At 48.5% G+C, this 13,114-nt stretch carries 20 protein-coding genes and 1 pseudogene; 8 read left to right on the top strand and 13 right to left on the bottom strand.

Annotation, left to right across the window (positions count from 1 at the left end; genetic code table 11):
* Both AC5I6P_RS20110 and AC5I6P_RS20105 read right to left on the bottom strand, forming a co-directional pair.
* Positions 1–326 (bottom strand): hypothetical protein (locus AC5I6P_RS20110; protein WP_495695536.1); only part of this gene is annotated, 326 nt, incomplete at its 3' end.
* 260 nt (positions 327–586) lie between these two features.
* Positions 587–1,129 (bottom strand): tyrosine-type recombinase/integrase, encoded by a 543-nt coding sequence (locus tag AC5I6P_RS20105; RefSeq protein WP_495695535.1) that lies wholly within the window; start codon positions 1,127–1,129, stop codon positions 587–589.
* 211 nt (positions 1,130–1,340) lie between these two features.
* On the opposite strand from AC5I6P_RS20105, the gene AC5I6P_RS20100 reads away from it, so the two are divergent.
* A complete protein-coding gene (locus AC5I6P_RS20100) occupies positions 1,341–1,562 on the top strand; it encodes a hypothetical protein (RefSeq protein WP_495695534.1) in 222 nt (73 codons plus the stop codon).
* Positions 1,559–1,834, top strand: a complete 276-nt coding sequence (locus AC5I6P_RS20095; RefSeq protein WP_495695533.1) for a ribbon-helix-helix domain-containing protein — start codon at positions 1,559–1,561, stop codon at positions 1,832–1,834. The genes AC5I6P_RS20100 and AC5I6P_RS20095 overlap by 4 nt, the downstream gene beginning before the upstream one ends.
* Before the next feature lie 64 nt (positions 1,835–1,898).
* Here AC5I6P_RS20095 and AC5I6P_RS20090 read toward each other — a convergent pair whose 3' ends face one another.
* Entirely contained in the window at positions 1,899–2,597 is a 699-nt protein-coding gene (locus AC5I6P_RS20090) for a hypothetical protein (protein ID WP_495695532.1), read from the bottom strand.
* A gap of 280 nt (positions 2,598–2,877) precedes the next feature.
* On the bottom strand, positions 2,878–3,195 hold the full coding sequence (locus AC5I6P_RS20085) for a hypothetical protein (RefSeq protein WP_495695531.1): 318 nt from the start codon (positions 3,193–3,195) through the stop codon (positions 2,878–2,880).
* A 474-nt stretch (positions 3,196–3,669) separates the two neighbouring features.
* Between AC5I6P_RS20085 and AC5I6P_RS20080 the strand changes: the two genes are divergently transcribed.
* On the top strand, positions 3,670–3,867 hold the full coding sequence (locus AC5I6P_RS20080; protein ID WP_495695530.1) for a hypothetical protein: 198 nt from the start codon (positions 3,670–3,672) through the stop codon (positions 3,865–3,867).
* On the opposite strand, the gene AC5I6P_RS20075 is transcribed toward AC5I6P_RS20080, so the two are convergent.
* Positions 3,864–4,544 (bottom strand): hypothetical protein, encoded by a 681-nt coding sequence (locus AC5I6P_RS20075; protein ID WP_495695529.1) that lies wholly within the window; start codon positions 4,542–4,544, stop codon positions 3,864–3,866. The two genes, AC5I6P_RS20080 and AC5I6P_RS20075, sit on opposite strands and share 4 nt — an antisense overlap.
* Before the next feature lie 305 nt (positions 4,545–4,849).
* On the opposite strand from AC5I6P_RS20075, the gene AC5I6P_RS20070 reads away from it, so the two are divergent.
* The 5 genes from AC5I6P_RS20070 (at position 4,850) to AC5I6P_RS20050 (ending at position 8,675) form a co-directional block, all read left to right on the top strand.
* Positions 4,850–5,395: a J domain-containing protein gene (locus tag AC5I6P_RS20070; protein WP_495695528.1), complete on the top strand. Its 546-nt coding sequence runs from the start codon at positions 4,850–4,852 to the stop codon at positions 5,393–5,395.
* Positions 5,396–5,427: 32 nt separating this feature from the next.
* Positions 5,428–6,471 carry a hypothetical protein gene (locus AC5I6P_RS20065; protein WP_495695527.1) on the top strand — a complete coding sequence of 348 codons (1,044 nt, stop codon included), beginning with the start codon at positions 5,428–5,430 and terminating at the stop codon, positions 6,469–6,471.
* Between the two features lie 555 nt (positions 6,472–7,026).
* A complete protein-coding gene (locus tag AC5I6P_RS20060; RefSeq protein WP_495695526.1) occupies positions 7,027–7,194 on the top strand; it encodes a hypothetical protein in 168 nt (55 codons plus the stop codon).
* A 110-nt stretch (positions 7,195–7,304) separates the two neighbouring features.
* On the top strand, positions 7,305–7,442 hold the full coding sequence (locus AC5I6P_RS20055) for a hypothetical protein (protein ID WP_495695525.1): 138 nt from the start codon (positions 7,305–7,307) through the stop codon (positions 7,440–7,442).
* 102 nt (positions 7,443–7,544) lie between these two features.
* The gene (locus AC5I6P_RS20050) at positions 7,545–8,675 is read left to right on the top strand and encodes a tyrosine-type recombinase/integrase (RefSeq protein WP_495695524.1); all 1,131 of its coding nucleotides are present in this window, start codon (positions 7,545–7,547) and stop codon (positions 8,673–8,675) included.
* Here AC5I6P_RS20050 and AC5I6P_RS20045 read toward each other — a convergent pair whose 3' ends face one another.
* The 8 genes and pseudogenes from AC5I6P_RS20045 to AC5I6P_RS20010 form a co-directional block, all read right to left on the bottom strand.
* Complete coding sequence (locus AC5I6P_RS20045) at positions 8,676–8,942, bottom strand: hypothetical protein (protein WP_495695523.1); 267 nt, start codon at positions 8,940–8,942, stop codon at positions 8,676–8,678. It abuts the gene before it with no gap.
* Between the two features lie 9 nt (positions 8,943–8,951).
* A complete protein-coding gene (locus tag AC5I6P_RS20040; RefSeq protein WP_495695522.1) occupies positions 8,952–9,218 on the bottom strand; it encodes a hypothetical protein in 267 nt (88 codons plus the stop codon).
* A gap of 4 nt (positions 9,219–9,222) precedes the next feature.
* A complete protein-coding gene (locus tag AC5I6P_RS20035; protein ID WP_495695521.1) occupies positions 9,223–9,843 on the bottom strand; it encodes an alpha-ketoglutarate-dependent dioxygenase AlkB family protein in 621 nt (206 codons plus the stop codon).
* Positions 9,840–10,088, bottom strand: a complete 249-nt coding sequence (locus AC5I6P_RS20030; RefSeq protein WP_495695520.1) for a hypothetical protein — start codon at positions 10,086–10,088, stop codon at positions 9,840–9,842. The genes AC5I6P_RS20035 and AC5I6P_RS20030 overlap by 4 nt, the downstream gene beginning before the upstream one ends.
* On the bottom strand, positions 10,085–10,357 hold the full coding sequence (locus AC5I6P_RS20025; RefSeq protein WP_495695519.1) for a hypothetical protein: 273 nt from the start codon (positions 10,355–10,357) through the stop codon (positions 10,085–10,087). The genes AC5I6P_RS20030 and AC5I6P_RS20025 overlap by 4 nt, the downstream gene beginning before the upstream one ends.
* 2 nt (positions 10,358–10,359) lie before the next feature.
* Positions 10,360–10,935: a hypothetical protein gene (locus tag AC5I6P_RS20020; protein WP_495695518.1), complete on the bottom strand. Its 576-nt coding sequence runs from the start codon at positions 10,933–10,935 to the stop codon at positions 10,360–10,362.
* Positions 10,936–11,012: 77 nt separating this feature from the next.
* Positions 11,013–12,248 (bottom strand): annotated as a pseudogene (locus AC5I6P_RS20015) (plasmid replication protein, CyRepA1 family); the annotation flags it as partial.
* A gap of 15 nt (positions 12,249–12,263) precedes the next feature.
* Positions 12,264–13,114, bottom strand: an 851-nt coding sequence (locus AC5I6P_RS20010; protein ID WP_495695517.1) for a DUF3854 domain-containing protein, incomplete at its 5' end; no start/stop codon positions are given.

The following is a 13,114-nucleotide window of genomic DNA, read 5'->3' as shown; positions in this document are numbered from 1 at the left end:
GATTGTGTCTGCGTAGCCGCCTGCTGCCGTGGGGCTGTTTGTGGGGCTGTTTGTGAGGCTGTTTGTGAGGCTGTTTGTGAGGCTGAAGGATGAACGATCGCAACTGTTACGCCCCAACTAACCGGAACCCCGATTAACCCCGTTGCTGCCCACGCCCACCAGCGGCTTGCACCTTTTATACCAACCTTGCGCCATAACAGATAAGACCCAATACTAAGTGGGACTCCAAACAATCCCCCCGTAAATAGTCCTGCAAAACCGCTGAGTACTAGGTCACGAGAAGTTTTTTCGACTATGACAGGTTGCTGCTGAGATTCTGAAATCATGGGGGCGTAAATCCTACGAGCTTAGGTATACCTTTTCAGGGCGATCCTACTGTTGCACTCAGCTTTTCAGGCGCTCACAGCTTTCAAGTCTCGAGATCTTTATGTCTTTACCTATTTATTCAGCGGCGCTTTAGATAGAATTCATTAAGTTTTATTGGATGGAAGCAAGCCCTAGATAAAACAGCACAGCCGCTGCGAACAAGGCTAATAGAATCGGCGCGATCAATTGGAAGACGGAATCCCGCGATCAGGGAGGAAAGTTATCTCAACTGTAGGATTGCGGCTCTCCTCTGCTCTGGTGTTACTTCCAGATAGCGAGAGAGTTCATTCAATGACTCGTGACCCGTAATTGACGCGATCGTTTTAACAGGAACACCTTTGCCATGTAGTGAAGTGGCAAGCGATCGCCTGAAGCTATGCGTCCCCACGCCTCGCAGTTCTAGAGCCTCACAAACCTCTCTCAATTCCTTATCCAGCGCTTGACGTGAGATATACTCTGCCTTGCGGGTGGACGGGAACAGATAACCTTTAGACGGCAATGCAGCTTCAGAGAGGATGGCTACCAACTCCGGGTGCATTTCAATTTCGCGCGATCGTCCTGTCTTGGTATGAGTCAGTGCGATCAGACCTTCGTTGAGATTTAAATTTTCAGCTCGGAGTTTCAGTGCCTCACCCATTCGGCAGCCAGTGAACGCCGAGATCGCAACTGCATAACAATATGGCTTTCTGCACAAATTAATCACCGAGTCGATCTGCTCATTGGTCAGAATTGCGGCTTGACCTTTTCCATTGACCTTGGGCATAGCGTCACTCAAAACACTTGTTCTATTTTACTTGTCGTTTGCTGTGAAACGACAACGGAAGATTAACTATTTCAGCCATTAATAAGGAGCAGCCTAAAAATCAGCTTTTTAATTGAGAAATCATGTCAACAAAGTTTACGCTGTTTACAAATTAGCGTTGATTGCCACTTAGCCTTTGGTCGAAAGTTAAGCATCCTTTCAAACTTTTCTTATGGCAGAAACAAATATTTGCTATGACTACGAAATTTCAGAAGTTCGCATCTACACCGATCGCGCGGGTGTTGCGAATCAAATCGTCAAACGATCAAACGGTAAAGCGATCGTCACCGAATCCAAGCAGGGCGATCGCGTGACCTCTTGGTCGATCACTCTTCCGATGAGCGCTTGTCGGGGTGCTTATGCAATCACGAAGGTTTTGGGAGATGAGGCATGAGCGAGCCAAAGCCAACGATCGCTTGCCGTGTGGCTTCAGAAGTCAAACAGCAGATCGATCACTTGGCAGAAAGCACCCACAGCACTGCATCAAAGATTGTCGAGACCGCGATCAAGAACTATTTAGGGTTGGGGTCCGACGATGCACCGCTTTCTCGGTTGGACGCGATCGAACAGCAGCAACTTGACCAGGCTGAAAAGCTGGCAGAACTGAGGGGCACGATCGCAGAATTGCAGCAATGGCGCGAGAAACTTCGACGCCGAGGATTTTGAATTTGGCAAAACGGGTTCGAGCGTTAATTCCCTTTCCACCTCCGAACCTAACTCTGCATGATTGTCATGCAGAAGCATCGCAGGCAACCAGCCTTTGAGTAGAGGCCTCACTATACTTTTCGACAGCATCATTCATATCACTTTTTGCCGTATCCATAGCAGTTTGAGCATCGTCTAGTGCTTTTTCTGCCACCGCTAAAGCACCAGCAGCAGCGGCAGCGGCAGCGGCAGTAGCAGGACCAGCAGCAACAGCAGCAGCGGCAGCGGCAGTAGCGGCAGTAGCGTCGGCAGTAGCGGTCGCAAGGGCAGTAGCAGTAGTAGCAACAGTGGCGTCGGCAGCCTCATTTACAACAGCAGCGGCAGCAAGTTCACCAGCAGCAACAAAAGCAGCAGCATCTGCGATCAGATCGACACCTATCTCAACACCAGCGGCTAATGCCGCAGCAGCGGCAACATCAGTAGCGGTCGCAAGGGCAGCAGCAGTAGTAGCCGCAACGGCAATAGCTGCCGCGTTTGCAGTAGTAGCGGTAGTAACTGCAGCGGCTGTGGTAGTAACAGCCGCTGCAGTAGCCGCAATTTGCGTCTTGTTATAGACTACAGCCGCCGCTGCTGTCGCTGCTACGCCAGCAGCGGCTGTGCGAGCGGTTGTGCAATCTGTGAAAGCACTCACTTTTTCAGTGTAAGACTGCTTGGCTAAGTCATACTCTTTCTGAAGCCTAGTTTCTGTTGCTCTAGCATCCACGCATTTCGTCGATTCTGTCATTTCTAAATCTCTTTTGAGTTGTTGGAAGGGACAAACATCTTACTTCTCGCACAACAATATCAAAATATTTGATATTTCAAAGAAAATTTCTTGGGTTTAAACTATCGAAATTTTCTACAACTAATCGAAATTTATATAGCCAGGAGCGGCGCGAAGAAAACCTGACAAAACCTGACATTCAAACCAGAATTTGAGAGGCGCGATCAGTGAGGGGATGTTGACAAATGTTGACATTCAAAACCAAATTTGAGAGGCGCGATCGGGGCCTTCTCAATTCACTTCAGTTCTTGGTACGAGAGCGAACAAGCGTCACGAATCTGCGAAAATCGTCGGTTAACTCGGGCTCCTCCCAATACTCAGGAATCAGCATCATTTGAAAATTCACCCATTCCCAAGAGACTTCGTCTTCGCTGTAGTTTCTGGTGGCATATAGTGCGGTTGCGATCGCGTTTCTAATGAGTGGGTTGAGTTCCTTCATCTGTGCATCGGTCAGATGTTTGCAATGAAAGTCTTCTATCTCATTGCGGACCGCGATCGCAATCACCATCGCCAGGGTTTTAGTGTCTTTCAGTAGACGGGGGCGGCGCTTTTTTGTCATCTCTGAGTATCCACAAGGATCTATCTCATAGTAGCCATACGCCATCACTTCTCAAGACAAAATCGAGGCAACTGAAACTCTCAGAACCTGGTTTACAGCTTAAAAAATAAATAGGCTGAAACTTTCTGTTTGTAAGTGGTTAGCTGGGTTACAGCGATCGTAATTACGACAATTCCCGTAATTCAATTTCAGGTTTTTTCAGGTTTTCACCACTAACAGGGCTTTTCCTCAATCTTGAGGAAAAGTAGACAGGGAGCGCGATCGAACGAGTTTGCACAGTTTGCACAGGATGTAACGCGCGAATTTTCATCACCGACGATGGGATAGAGATTGAGGCAATTTGTGAGTATGTAGAGCCAGCGATCACCTGAGTCTTAACTGTAGATGTTGATTGGGTGAACTTTATTTGGATGAGCAGGGACGCGATCGCAAAGCCCGAAGTAGAAAAAATATGCCCCCTACGATCGCGCCCTCATGATCAACGTTAAGAACCTCGTCAAAATCCTCATCGTCGGAGCCGTCTTTACCGCAAGCGTTCAGATGTTCATAACTCCTGTATCTAAACCTGTACAGCAATCAGCAGAGACAAAACAGAAGTTGCAAGAGATTGATGAACTGTTGGAGAGGGGCGATCGTGTAGCTGTACTGAGAATGCATGGAGAGCAGTTCTAGCTGTTCTTGATCTCAACGTCTACGCAGTAGTAACGAACCGCATTGCTACCTGTCCCCTTCTTTCTTACCTTTAAACTCAGTCCAAGCTGAGATTTGCAGAATCGAGAAAACGCGTCTACAGGAGTTGTTTTCTCCGTAATCGTCAGCCCGCAATAAGCTTTGTATTGGGCTTTGTGCTGTTTTACAAATGCGAGGAATTGTTGAATTTCAGGAGACGTGTTATTGAAAAGCATACCTGATTCCGCAATAGCCTCAACTTCTTGCTTTAGAGCTGCAAAAGCAATCGATTCCTCATCACTCAGGGTCTCGGCCCCAATCGTAATCCACCAGCGCGAGCAAGGCCCGTTTAAGACTGGCTTAAGTTTGTCAATCAACCTTTGCTCAACGTGCCAAGCTAAATCGGCTCGAATGCTGGCGATATAGAGAAACACAGCCCCTTTCTCGATCGCAATAGGCAACTTGTGATGCATTGAGATTTTGCATCTCTTGGCAAGGTTGAGAGCTTTACCAACGTAGAGAATCTGACCATCATCTGTCGCGGCAAGATACACGCCTGAGATGGGCGGCAGTTCATCCACGTACTGCCAGTGGATCCTCGTTAGACGATTTGATTCAAGGCGTTCTAAGACTGACTGGGCGAGATTTAAAGCTTTTGCCTCGAGCGCAAGGGTGATCATGGTTTTTGTCGTGAACCTCTGAATAGCAGACTTGCGATAGTTCCATGCTCAGATGGAGAAACGTGAGCTAGGGTGCATAAAAGCCGCAAGCACGGACTGCTAGAGAAGGATCAGTTTCCTTATAGCCAGACGCGGTAAGGTCAACGGAAATTATTTCCTTTTCCTCATCAAATTGAGGTTTTCTCCGGTGCTGTTTAAACGATCAGTAAACTTTTTAACCCCAATTCTTTCAGTGTGCAACAATAGCTCTCAGCTTTTTAGCAACGACTGAGGAGCGTTTGTGATGCATTCTGGAAGGTCAACCTGTGACTAATGCAATCGAGTCTAAAATCGAACAACTGGTAAGTCAGTACGGCTACGATGCTCAAACACTACGGGACTTTGCCGAGTTTGTTCAATCCCAGCCAAAACCGCGTAAGAAGAAACCCACAACATCAACTCCTAAGCCAAAAGCTCTCAATCTAAAAGAGCTACAGGAGTCTGTTGCTGCTGCCTTCGGGTGCAGTGATATCAAAGCTTTGAAAAAACATGATGCCTTCAAATTAGCGATTGCAGGTCGCGGTCTTAATCTTCGTACAAAAGACGCTTGGCTGGCTTTATACCGTGAATGGGTCGGGGTACCTGAGACCGAACAACATGAAGAAGGTCCGAATTGCATCAACGGGATAGATGTTCTTAAAAATTTTCGCCCCTGGCATGTGTTCAGCCTTGATCCTCAAAGCTCGACCTCAGAAGACATTAATGCAGCATTTCGTCGGCTAGCTAAACAACATCATCCAGATGTTGGAGGAGACCGCCAGGTGTTTGAGCGGCTACAAAAAATGCGCGACTCGCTCCTAGCGTTTCGTTAACAGCGATTACCCTGACGCAGGAACTAAGCGACATGACTTCCCGTAAATATGAGCTGCTGTCTGACGATGAGACCGCTCAAATTCTTGGTATTGCGAAGTCTCGACTCTACAACGTTTGCGCTTTTTTTGATCAGCGTGACGATGACCAGTGGGACTTGAGTGAGGGTGAGCATTTTGAGTGGCTCAGCAAAAATATCGGCACCCGGCGCTTCTACGAAGAAGGAGCAATGGCGATCGCCAAATATTTGGAAGAAACAGATACCTCAGGCTTCTTGGCTAGCTTCATAGATAGCGTGATAGAACGGTTCACTCAACGTCGCAAACGGACTCGTCAAATGTTGGTCCGTCGTCGGGTAATTCAGGAGTTTCAGGATCTGAGTGGAGTTATCGTCAAAGGTGATTTAGTCTTTATCGATCGCCCACGAGTCATTCGTATCCTCGACACAAATGGAAAAGGCTTAAATGCAGCGGCTAAGCGAGAACAGAATAGCCCTAGCTTGAAGGGACGAGAACAAATGGAGCTAGGAGTTCACTTTGACAAAGTGGAGGGGGTTGAGTATTGGAGCCAACGGGGATTAGCACGTATCGCACACAATATGTCTGAGAAGCTAGCGCAGAAATCCCGTAGAGCCTGGACTGAGGCAGTTAATGAGATTATTGAAGATGCGATCGAACAGCAGAAGAAGTATTTAGACTCCTCTGCTGCACGGGTGAGGAGGGCAATGGATCAAGCAAAAGCATCTGCCAATCATCGATGCCAAGTGACCTTAGTAAAGCGAACGCCCGCTGCCCCTTTTGATCTGCATGTACACCACTTGTTCGACCGTGCAACACGACCGGATTTAGCTGCGTTTCACGACAACCTATTAGTGATGCATGAGGATTTGCATCGCAACTTTCACAATTGGCACGGAAGTCATAGCTGTGAACCGAAACATTTTATTGAATATCTAACCACTGTAGAGTCTTGGCGCTTTGAAAAGAAAAAATCATCCGAGAATATGCACCAGCTGATCAATCGGCTTGAGCAATTACAACGAGATTTTGAAAACAGGCATCGACTGACACAGGACTAAATGCTTGACAAAGGGCTAGAGCAGCATCGAGTGGCGAACGAGCGACCAGAGATCGCGCATCAAACCAAACCTCACTTTGACTCGCTCCCTAACTGCCAGGAAGGTTTTTCATGCCTTCTACCCCTATTTCTGCACGGTAGGGAATATGTTTGAAGCGTGGGGACCTATCAGAGAATTTTGTCCAATTCTTCGTAACTACGAATAACAAAAAGGAATCCATCTACCTAGTCAGAAGAGTATCTCTCTTAGTTAAGGCGTGCAAAGTTGGTACTGGAAACCTTACCTCAGTAAAACGTACTGCTAGAACAAGATAAGCGTCAGGCTTAGCCATTCAATAAATAAAGTTTCGTTCTCTAACCTCCCTCTAATTGGGGGAGGTTTTTTTCTACGTTCTAGGGGTCATTCTACGCGGCTGGATAGTTGGAAGTGAGCTGCCAGAATTCAGCAGGAGTACGGTGATGATTAGAGGTCTCTGAACACACTGCAAAGACAATTATTGAAGTGATGCTGATTAAGAATCGTAGGTAGAAAGTTCTACGATTTTGGATAGAAACCATGCCGCATCAAAACGAAATACACCTTGAACCGCTTCAAAATGGAAGCGGTTTTTTATTAGCGATGCAGGAGCCAAGAGTTCCATCGCTCTGCCGCAGTCTTCACGAAGCCAACAGCAGCATTACTGCGGGTGAGGTGAACGAACGAGCGAAACTTGTTCGTGTGTGAGACTTGCTATATAACACTTCGGTTAATATACAGGCTCTCACACACGGTAGTCATGAAATAGGGTATACCAAAATTAAATAGTGCTAAAACCCTTTACCCCTAATGATTTTATGGAAATTCAATTTTACTTTGGGGTAGTAGGGGTCGCAGGTTCAAATCCTGTCGCTCCGATAAAAGCAAAACCCGCTCTAAGAGCGGGTTTCCGCTTATTCAAGAGTCTAAAGATTATTCCTAAAACGGGTGCATAAAGTGGGGCAATCTAGGACGATTTAGCGCGATCTCGGGCATCTATTGGGATCGGTTTGGGAGGAAGATGAGGGGTGATTTCGTCAATTCGGAGTTCGATCCCAATGAAAGCTTCTAAAGGAACGGTACAGATTCGGGTTGTTGGCGATCGCTTGTGGTTGCGGTGGACCTGGAGCAAAGAGCTAAGCGGTGATGGCAAACGATTTGAACTTGCGCTCGGGCTACCGGATACCCCGACCAATCGTAAGGTTGCTGAATTCAAGGCAAAACTGATCGAAAAAGATTTAGCCAACGGAGACTTCGATTCATCGCTGGGCAAATACCGACCGAATTACGAACCCAGGTCTTCTGTAAAGGTCTTTGATCTATTTAATTCATTTATTAATTACAAATCTAATTTTGTTTATAAAGACACCCTGATCAAATACAAGGCACTCCTAAATCAACTCAAAACTCATTTCAAGCAAAAAACAGCCGTCAGCATTGGGGAAGCTGAGGCTGTTGGGTTTAGAGATTGGTTGGCAGAAACATTAGCCCCGACCACGGTTCAGGAGCGATTAACCTTGCTCTCTGCCTGCTGGGAATGGGGGATGAAGCGAAACAGCGTGACTCAGAACCCGTGGAGTGAGCTAGTTCGCAGCGTCAAAATTCCGCCGAAACAGAAGCCGAACCCGTTTAGTAGCGAAGAGATTCGGCAAATTATCAACGGGTTTAGAACCGATCCGGAATACAGCTACTACACCGATTTTGTCGAGTTTATCTTGGGCACAGGCTGCCGCACCGGAGAGGCGATCGCCCTGTGTTGGAAGCACGTCAAAGACGATGGCTCGATGGTCTGGATTGGTGAGTCAGTGACGGTGAGGCGCGATCGCAAGAGCACGAAAACCTACCAATCACGAGAATTACCGCTCACTCCCAAGCTTGCACAGCTGCTGCTGGCACGAAAACCTAAATCTGCCTTACCGGATGACGCGGTGTTTCCGTCGCGCCGAGGCAAGCTGATTAACCAGAAAGACTTTGCTCAGCGCCCGTGGACAAAGGTTTTAGAGAAGTTAGGCGTGGATTACCGTCGCCCCTACAATTCGCGCCACACGATGATCTCTCACTCGATTTTTGAGCATGGGATGAATCCGGCAAAGGTAGCAAGGCTAGTGGGCAACGACCCGAAGGTGCTGTTTAAGAGCTATCTAGGGGACGTGGGAGACTTGCCTCAGTTGCCTGACTTGCTGGAGTAATCATGCTGATTTCCTCCGTTTGGGTTGGTTGCGGGTGAGGGTACGTTGATACCCCTCGATCGCAGCTAAATGCCCGTCTGTGTCATGCCGATGCGCCATCCAATCTCGTAACAGCTGCTCGTTGTAGAGGATCTGCCGCCCCACTTTCTGGTAGTGAATACCTTCGATCCACCCAATGTGAGGGTTGCTACGCCATCGTTTCAGCGTGTCTGCATGTGCGTTTACGATTTCACCCGCTTTGTGCTTATCGATCCATTCGTACTGCATTGTTTACGTTTAGCGATTCGCTTTCAACTCGGTTTCGACTCTCCGGTAGTGCCCGCAATGGGAAACTAAAAACCCTTCTTCAACTAGCTCTTTAAGAGCATCTGACACCTCTCCCCACCGTAGATTCCAATGCTTTGCAATTTTGGCGGGATAGCCACGATCGTTCTCCTCGAAGTACTCGCGAACCAGACGCTTAATTTTCCAGTCGTCAGGCAAAGATTGCTCTATCGACTCGCCATTGCTCTCGCCTGTAAATGGATTTGAACTAACCTTCATGCTGCTACCTCCTTGCTCCTTTAACGTGTGGTCGAAATGTCCAGTTGATCCGCTCTCCCAGCGGCTTAGCCGTCTTTGAAACTTGGTGAACATGGGTCGATTGGCAGCCCGGACGCATGAATATCAGCGACCCGTGCTCTAGCTCGAAATGCTGCGTCTCGCCCCGGCTTCCCTTGGGTTTAATGCTGAATCGGCACGTGGCTCCAAGAGAGATAGACGCGATCGCAGGCTTCTCACCCATTGTTGGTTCTTTATCAGCGTGCCATCCAATCGAGTCCTTCCCGTTGCGATAGCGGTTGCCGATGACGATGTGGTAGCGATAGCCCGTGTGATCCTCGATCTTTTCTCTTAACCATTGCAGGGGGTCTGCCCAGGGCGATGGTTGAAGCAATACGGTTTTGCTGTAGAGGTAATCGCAGCCCTCGTCCCCATAAATCGCTTCTAGTCGGGGAACGTCCAGCCACTTGCCCAACATGCGGATCTGGTTTTGCTGCCAGTCCAGCTGCTGGCTTGCCTCAAACAGCCAATCCGCTTCTTGGGGTGAGAGGAAGTTGGGATAGAAGTCTACTGGAGCCATGAGTGTTCTCTCGTCGATTAGCTCTAGTTGAGTGCCTTCAAGTGTCATGACGCCACCTCCGCTTCTATCCCAAACCGTTTTGGGTCATGCAGCATTTCTAAGTCGCTCACCACAACACGTCTGCAATCTCTGCTGTATCCACCCGGCGTGACGGGTGAAACGTATCTGGTTTGCACCTTGCCTTCGTAGGTGTAGTCCATCACCAGCATGAGCATGAGGGGGTGCTTTTGATCGCAGTCATGAATGACCAAATCACCAAGCTTCCAATGAGTTGTGTTGGGTTCGTAGTTCATGGCTCATCATCCGTGTGGGTCATGTGTACGGGTAGCTTGAATCGGTAGCCCGGTGGAATCTGCTGTGTAAGGCGATCTAGTTCGACCTTAGGAATGGCAAGCCAAACGTCATTTGACCCTTGCGAGATCGCTGTATCTACCAATCTCTCTAACCGCTCCAAAGTCCATTCACCCTGCGAGCTAGTAATAATCACATCTGGCTTTGAGCCTTGATTAGAGCGCTTTTGCTGAAGTTGCCTAACTTCGTTGAGTTGAGATCGTTTAGCCATAGTTACGCCGCCTTATCTATATATTTACTGTCTGTGACTATTTGCTGGGTTTGAGCCTCATCGCGCTCTAGCCACTTTGCAAACACTTCTTCTCTGCCATCGTCGATCGCTTCAAATCGATAGCAGTGAATCTGGGCGCCAACGCCGCCCACGCGCCGATCATGGGTGAGCTTGAGTCCTAACTTTCCTAGCAGTCGCTGAGCAAAGGAAATTGGAGTATCCTTCTGCCCGATCGTGATGTTGAGGGTTGCCTTAATTGCCCACCAGTCTTGCTGCGCTCGCTTAAACATCGCAATCAGCTTGGGATCGTGGCTCGTAAACGTCTCCCCTTCCACAAGCAAATCTTGAATGCCGAGTAGATCTAGAACTGCGATCGCAGTTCCCAGTGAGGCGCGGTTGATGGAGGGAATCCAGGCTCCACCATCTTTTAAGAAAGCTGAAACGGCTCGCTGATCACGTTGCTTCAGATACGGTCTACCGACCGTGGCGTAGTAATGGAGTCGGATGCCGCTATGCCATTTGTTGTCATCCTTCTCGACCAACTCAGGCGTTACCTCAACGCCGTAGCGTTGCTGCAAGAAGTGTTTTCGCTCCTCATAGAGTTCTGCGTCAGTTTTCTCTTTCTTGTCTCTCAGTCGTTCGTACTGATTCGGGGTTAGCTCGCTCGCCTCAGATATCGATTGATATTCCTTTTGTTGTCATCCTTCTCGACCAACTCAGGCGTTACCTCAACGCCGTAGCGTTGCTGCAAGAAGTGTTTTCGCTCCTCATAGAGTTCTGCGTCAGTTTTCTCTTTCTTGTCTCTCAGTCGTTCGTACTGATTCGGGGTTAGCTCGCTCGCCTCAGATATCGATTGATATTCCTTCTGAGATTCGGTTTGCTGATGGGTGACGAGTCGCTCAACGGCTTCATCGGGGCTGGTCTGAACACATTGCTTAGAGGCATCCAAAATCGTATGCCCTTCGTCTTTCAGTCCAGAAATCACCGTTTCGCGGTACTTCTGCATTCCCGCATTGATGCGAACGGCCATCTTTGCCCAAATATTTAGAGCGGTATTGTTGAAGTCGATTTCTTCCTCGACTAGCTCCATACACACGTCCTGCAGAAGCTGAATATTGAGTTGAACCACCTTGTGTTGAGCCGCGAGGAGCGATCTCAGGGAGGTTGCGCCATTGCCAATCATCTCTAGTCCGCGTGGGGCAATCCAAACGTGACGCTCAACAGGTTCCCTCAGTCGAGACAGAGCTTGCCGTACCGTATCGGCTGGGGTAACTCCCTGAAAGATGCCAAACACAGCGCCGAAATGCCCTCGAATATCGATGCTGACACCCGTTTCAACACTGGGGCTGCAAATCACAATGTCGTAATTCAGCAAAACTGTGTTGAGTTCGCTGATGCATCCAAAGGCAGGATGCTCAGGATTGGCAACAGATTTGGAATCAATAAATAGAATCCGCTTGTGAGGGAACTGTTCTTGCAAGGTTGCCGCAAGAATACGAGTTCCCCACTTCGATTTCTTACCCTGCGCCTGTGTCAGGATTAGAACCCGCTCGTCGTCAACAACTTTGTCCTCGATCGCGGCGTAAAGTCTCGCTGGGGTCTTGTCTGCGTAGTGGTAGGTTTTCCATCCCTCTTCTGGCTTCCAATGGTTGATGCAGATCCATGGCTCTACATCCGACTCAGCCAATCCCCGAACAAAGTCGATCGTGAGGTCTGACAAGTCAGCATCGAGCAAGACAATCTGTCCGTCTGGACTATTGAGGACGTTCTTAAACAGTTGCTTCAGTTGCCGCAGCACCATGATTCGATGCTTTTTGACTTCGGTCTCAGCAGACAGTGTGTGCCAAATGACCTGCTCTGCTTCGTCAATAATCACGATGCCATTTGTCCATCCTTCGGCATTAAATCATGCCTGCGATTCAGGATGTAGCGAGTCAACACACAAGCCATAGCCCAAAATCGTGCCAAATTCCGAGTTGCGAACGTCGGTCAAATAATCCAGTCCAACGCGCTTACAGATCGCCTGCACAAGTTGAACCCGATGCCCCATGAGCAGCACCCATTGGCCGTTCTGAATGGCGCGATCAACGATATCGATCAACGCTTCTGTTTTTCCGGTTCCTTTTGCAGATTTGTAGGCTCTGATTTTCGGTTGTGGGCCCAAAACTGAGAATGCACCAAGCTTGTCTTGATTCAGTTCTAGCGATGGCTTGTAGCTCAGTTGGCTGTAGCGTCGAGTTTCCCACTGAGGTAGGACTAGGGCTGTTTGAAAGTAGTGATCAAACGCTGCTTTGCCGCGAGCAACAATGAACTCGTCTACCCCTTTTTCGGGACCGGGAAGCAGAATGATTCTAACGGTGCAACCTGCCATCGCAAATAGCTTTCCAAGTTTGGCGATCGCTTTATCAACGTTGCGACGGGTTTCTGCTTTGGTGTCGTGGTCGAAGCAGATATAGATGGGGCGACCTTTGGCGCAGACTACTGCTAAATCTTCAATCAACTTCTGAGTTGCTGAACGATAGCCACTGAACACACCTGGAAGCGCGATCGCGGCATAGCCCAAACTCATCAAGCTCCCGGCTTTTTTTGCTCCCTCGGTGATGATGATCGGGATGGTCAGATTAGCTAGAACAGCCAGCCAGTAGCGAGGATTGCTTGGCAGACTGAGGGCATAAGCTCTTGTTTCAGTTTTGGGGGGTGCTTCGGGCGTTGCTGAATGAGAAGATGAATTAGCATGGAATCGGCACATCTCGAAAT

The sequence above is a fragment of the Myxacorys sp. genome, assembly GCF_059501405.1.
The sequence above is the reverse complement of the archived record's forward strand: the minus strand, read 5'-3'. Positions and strand labels throughout refer to the sequence as shown.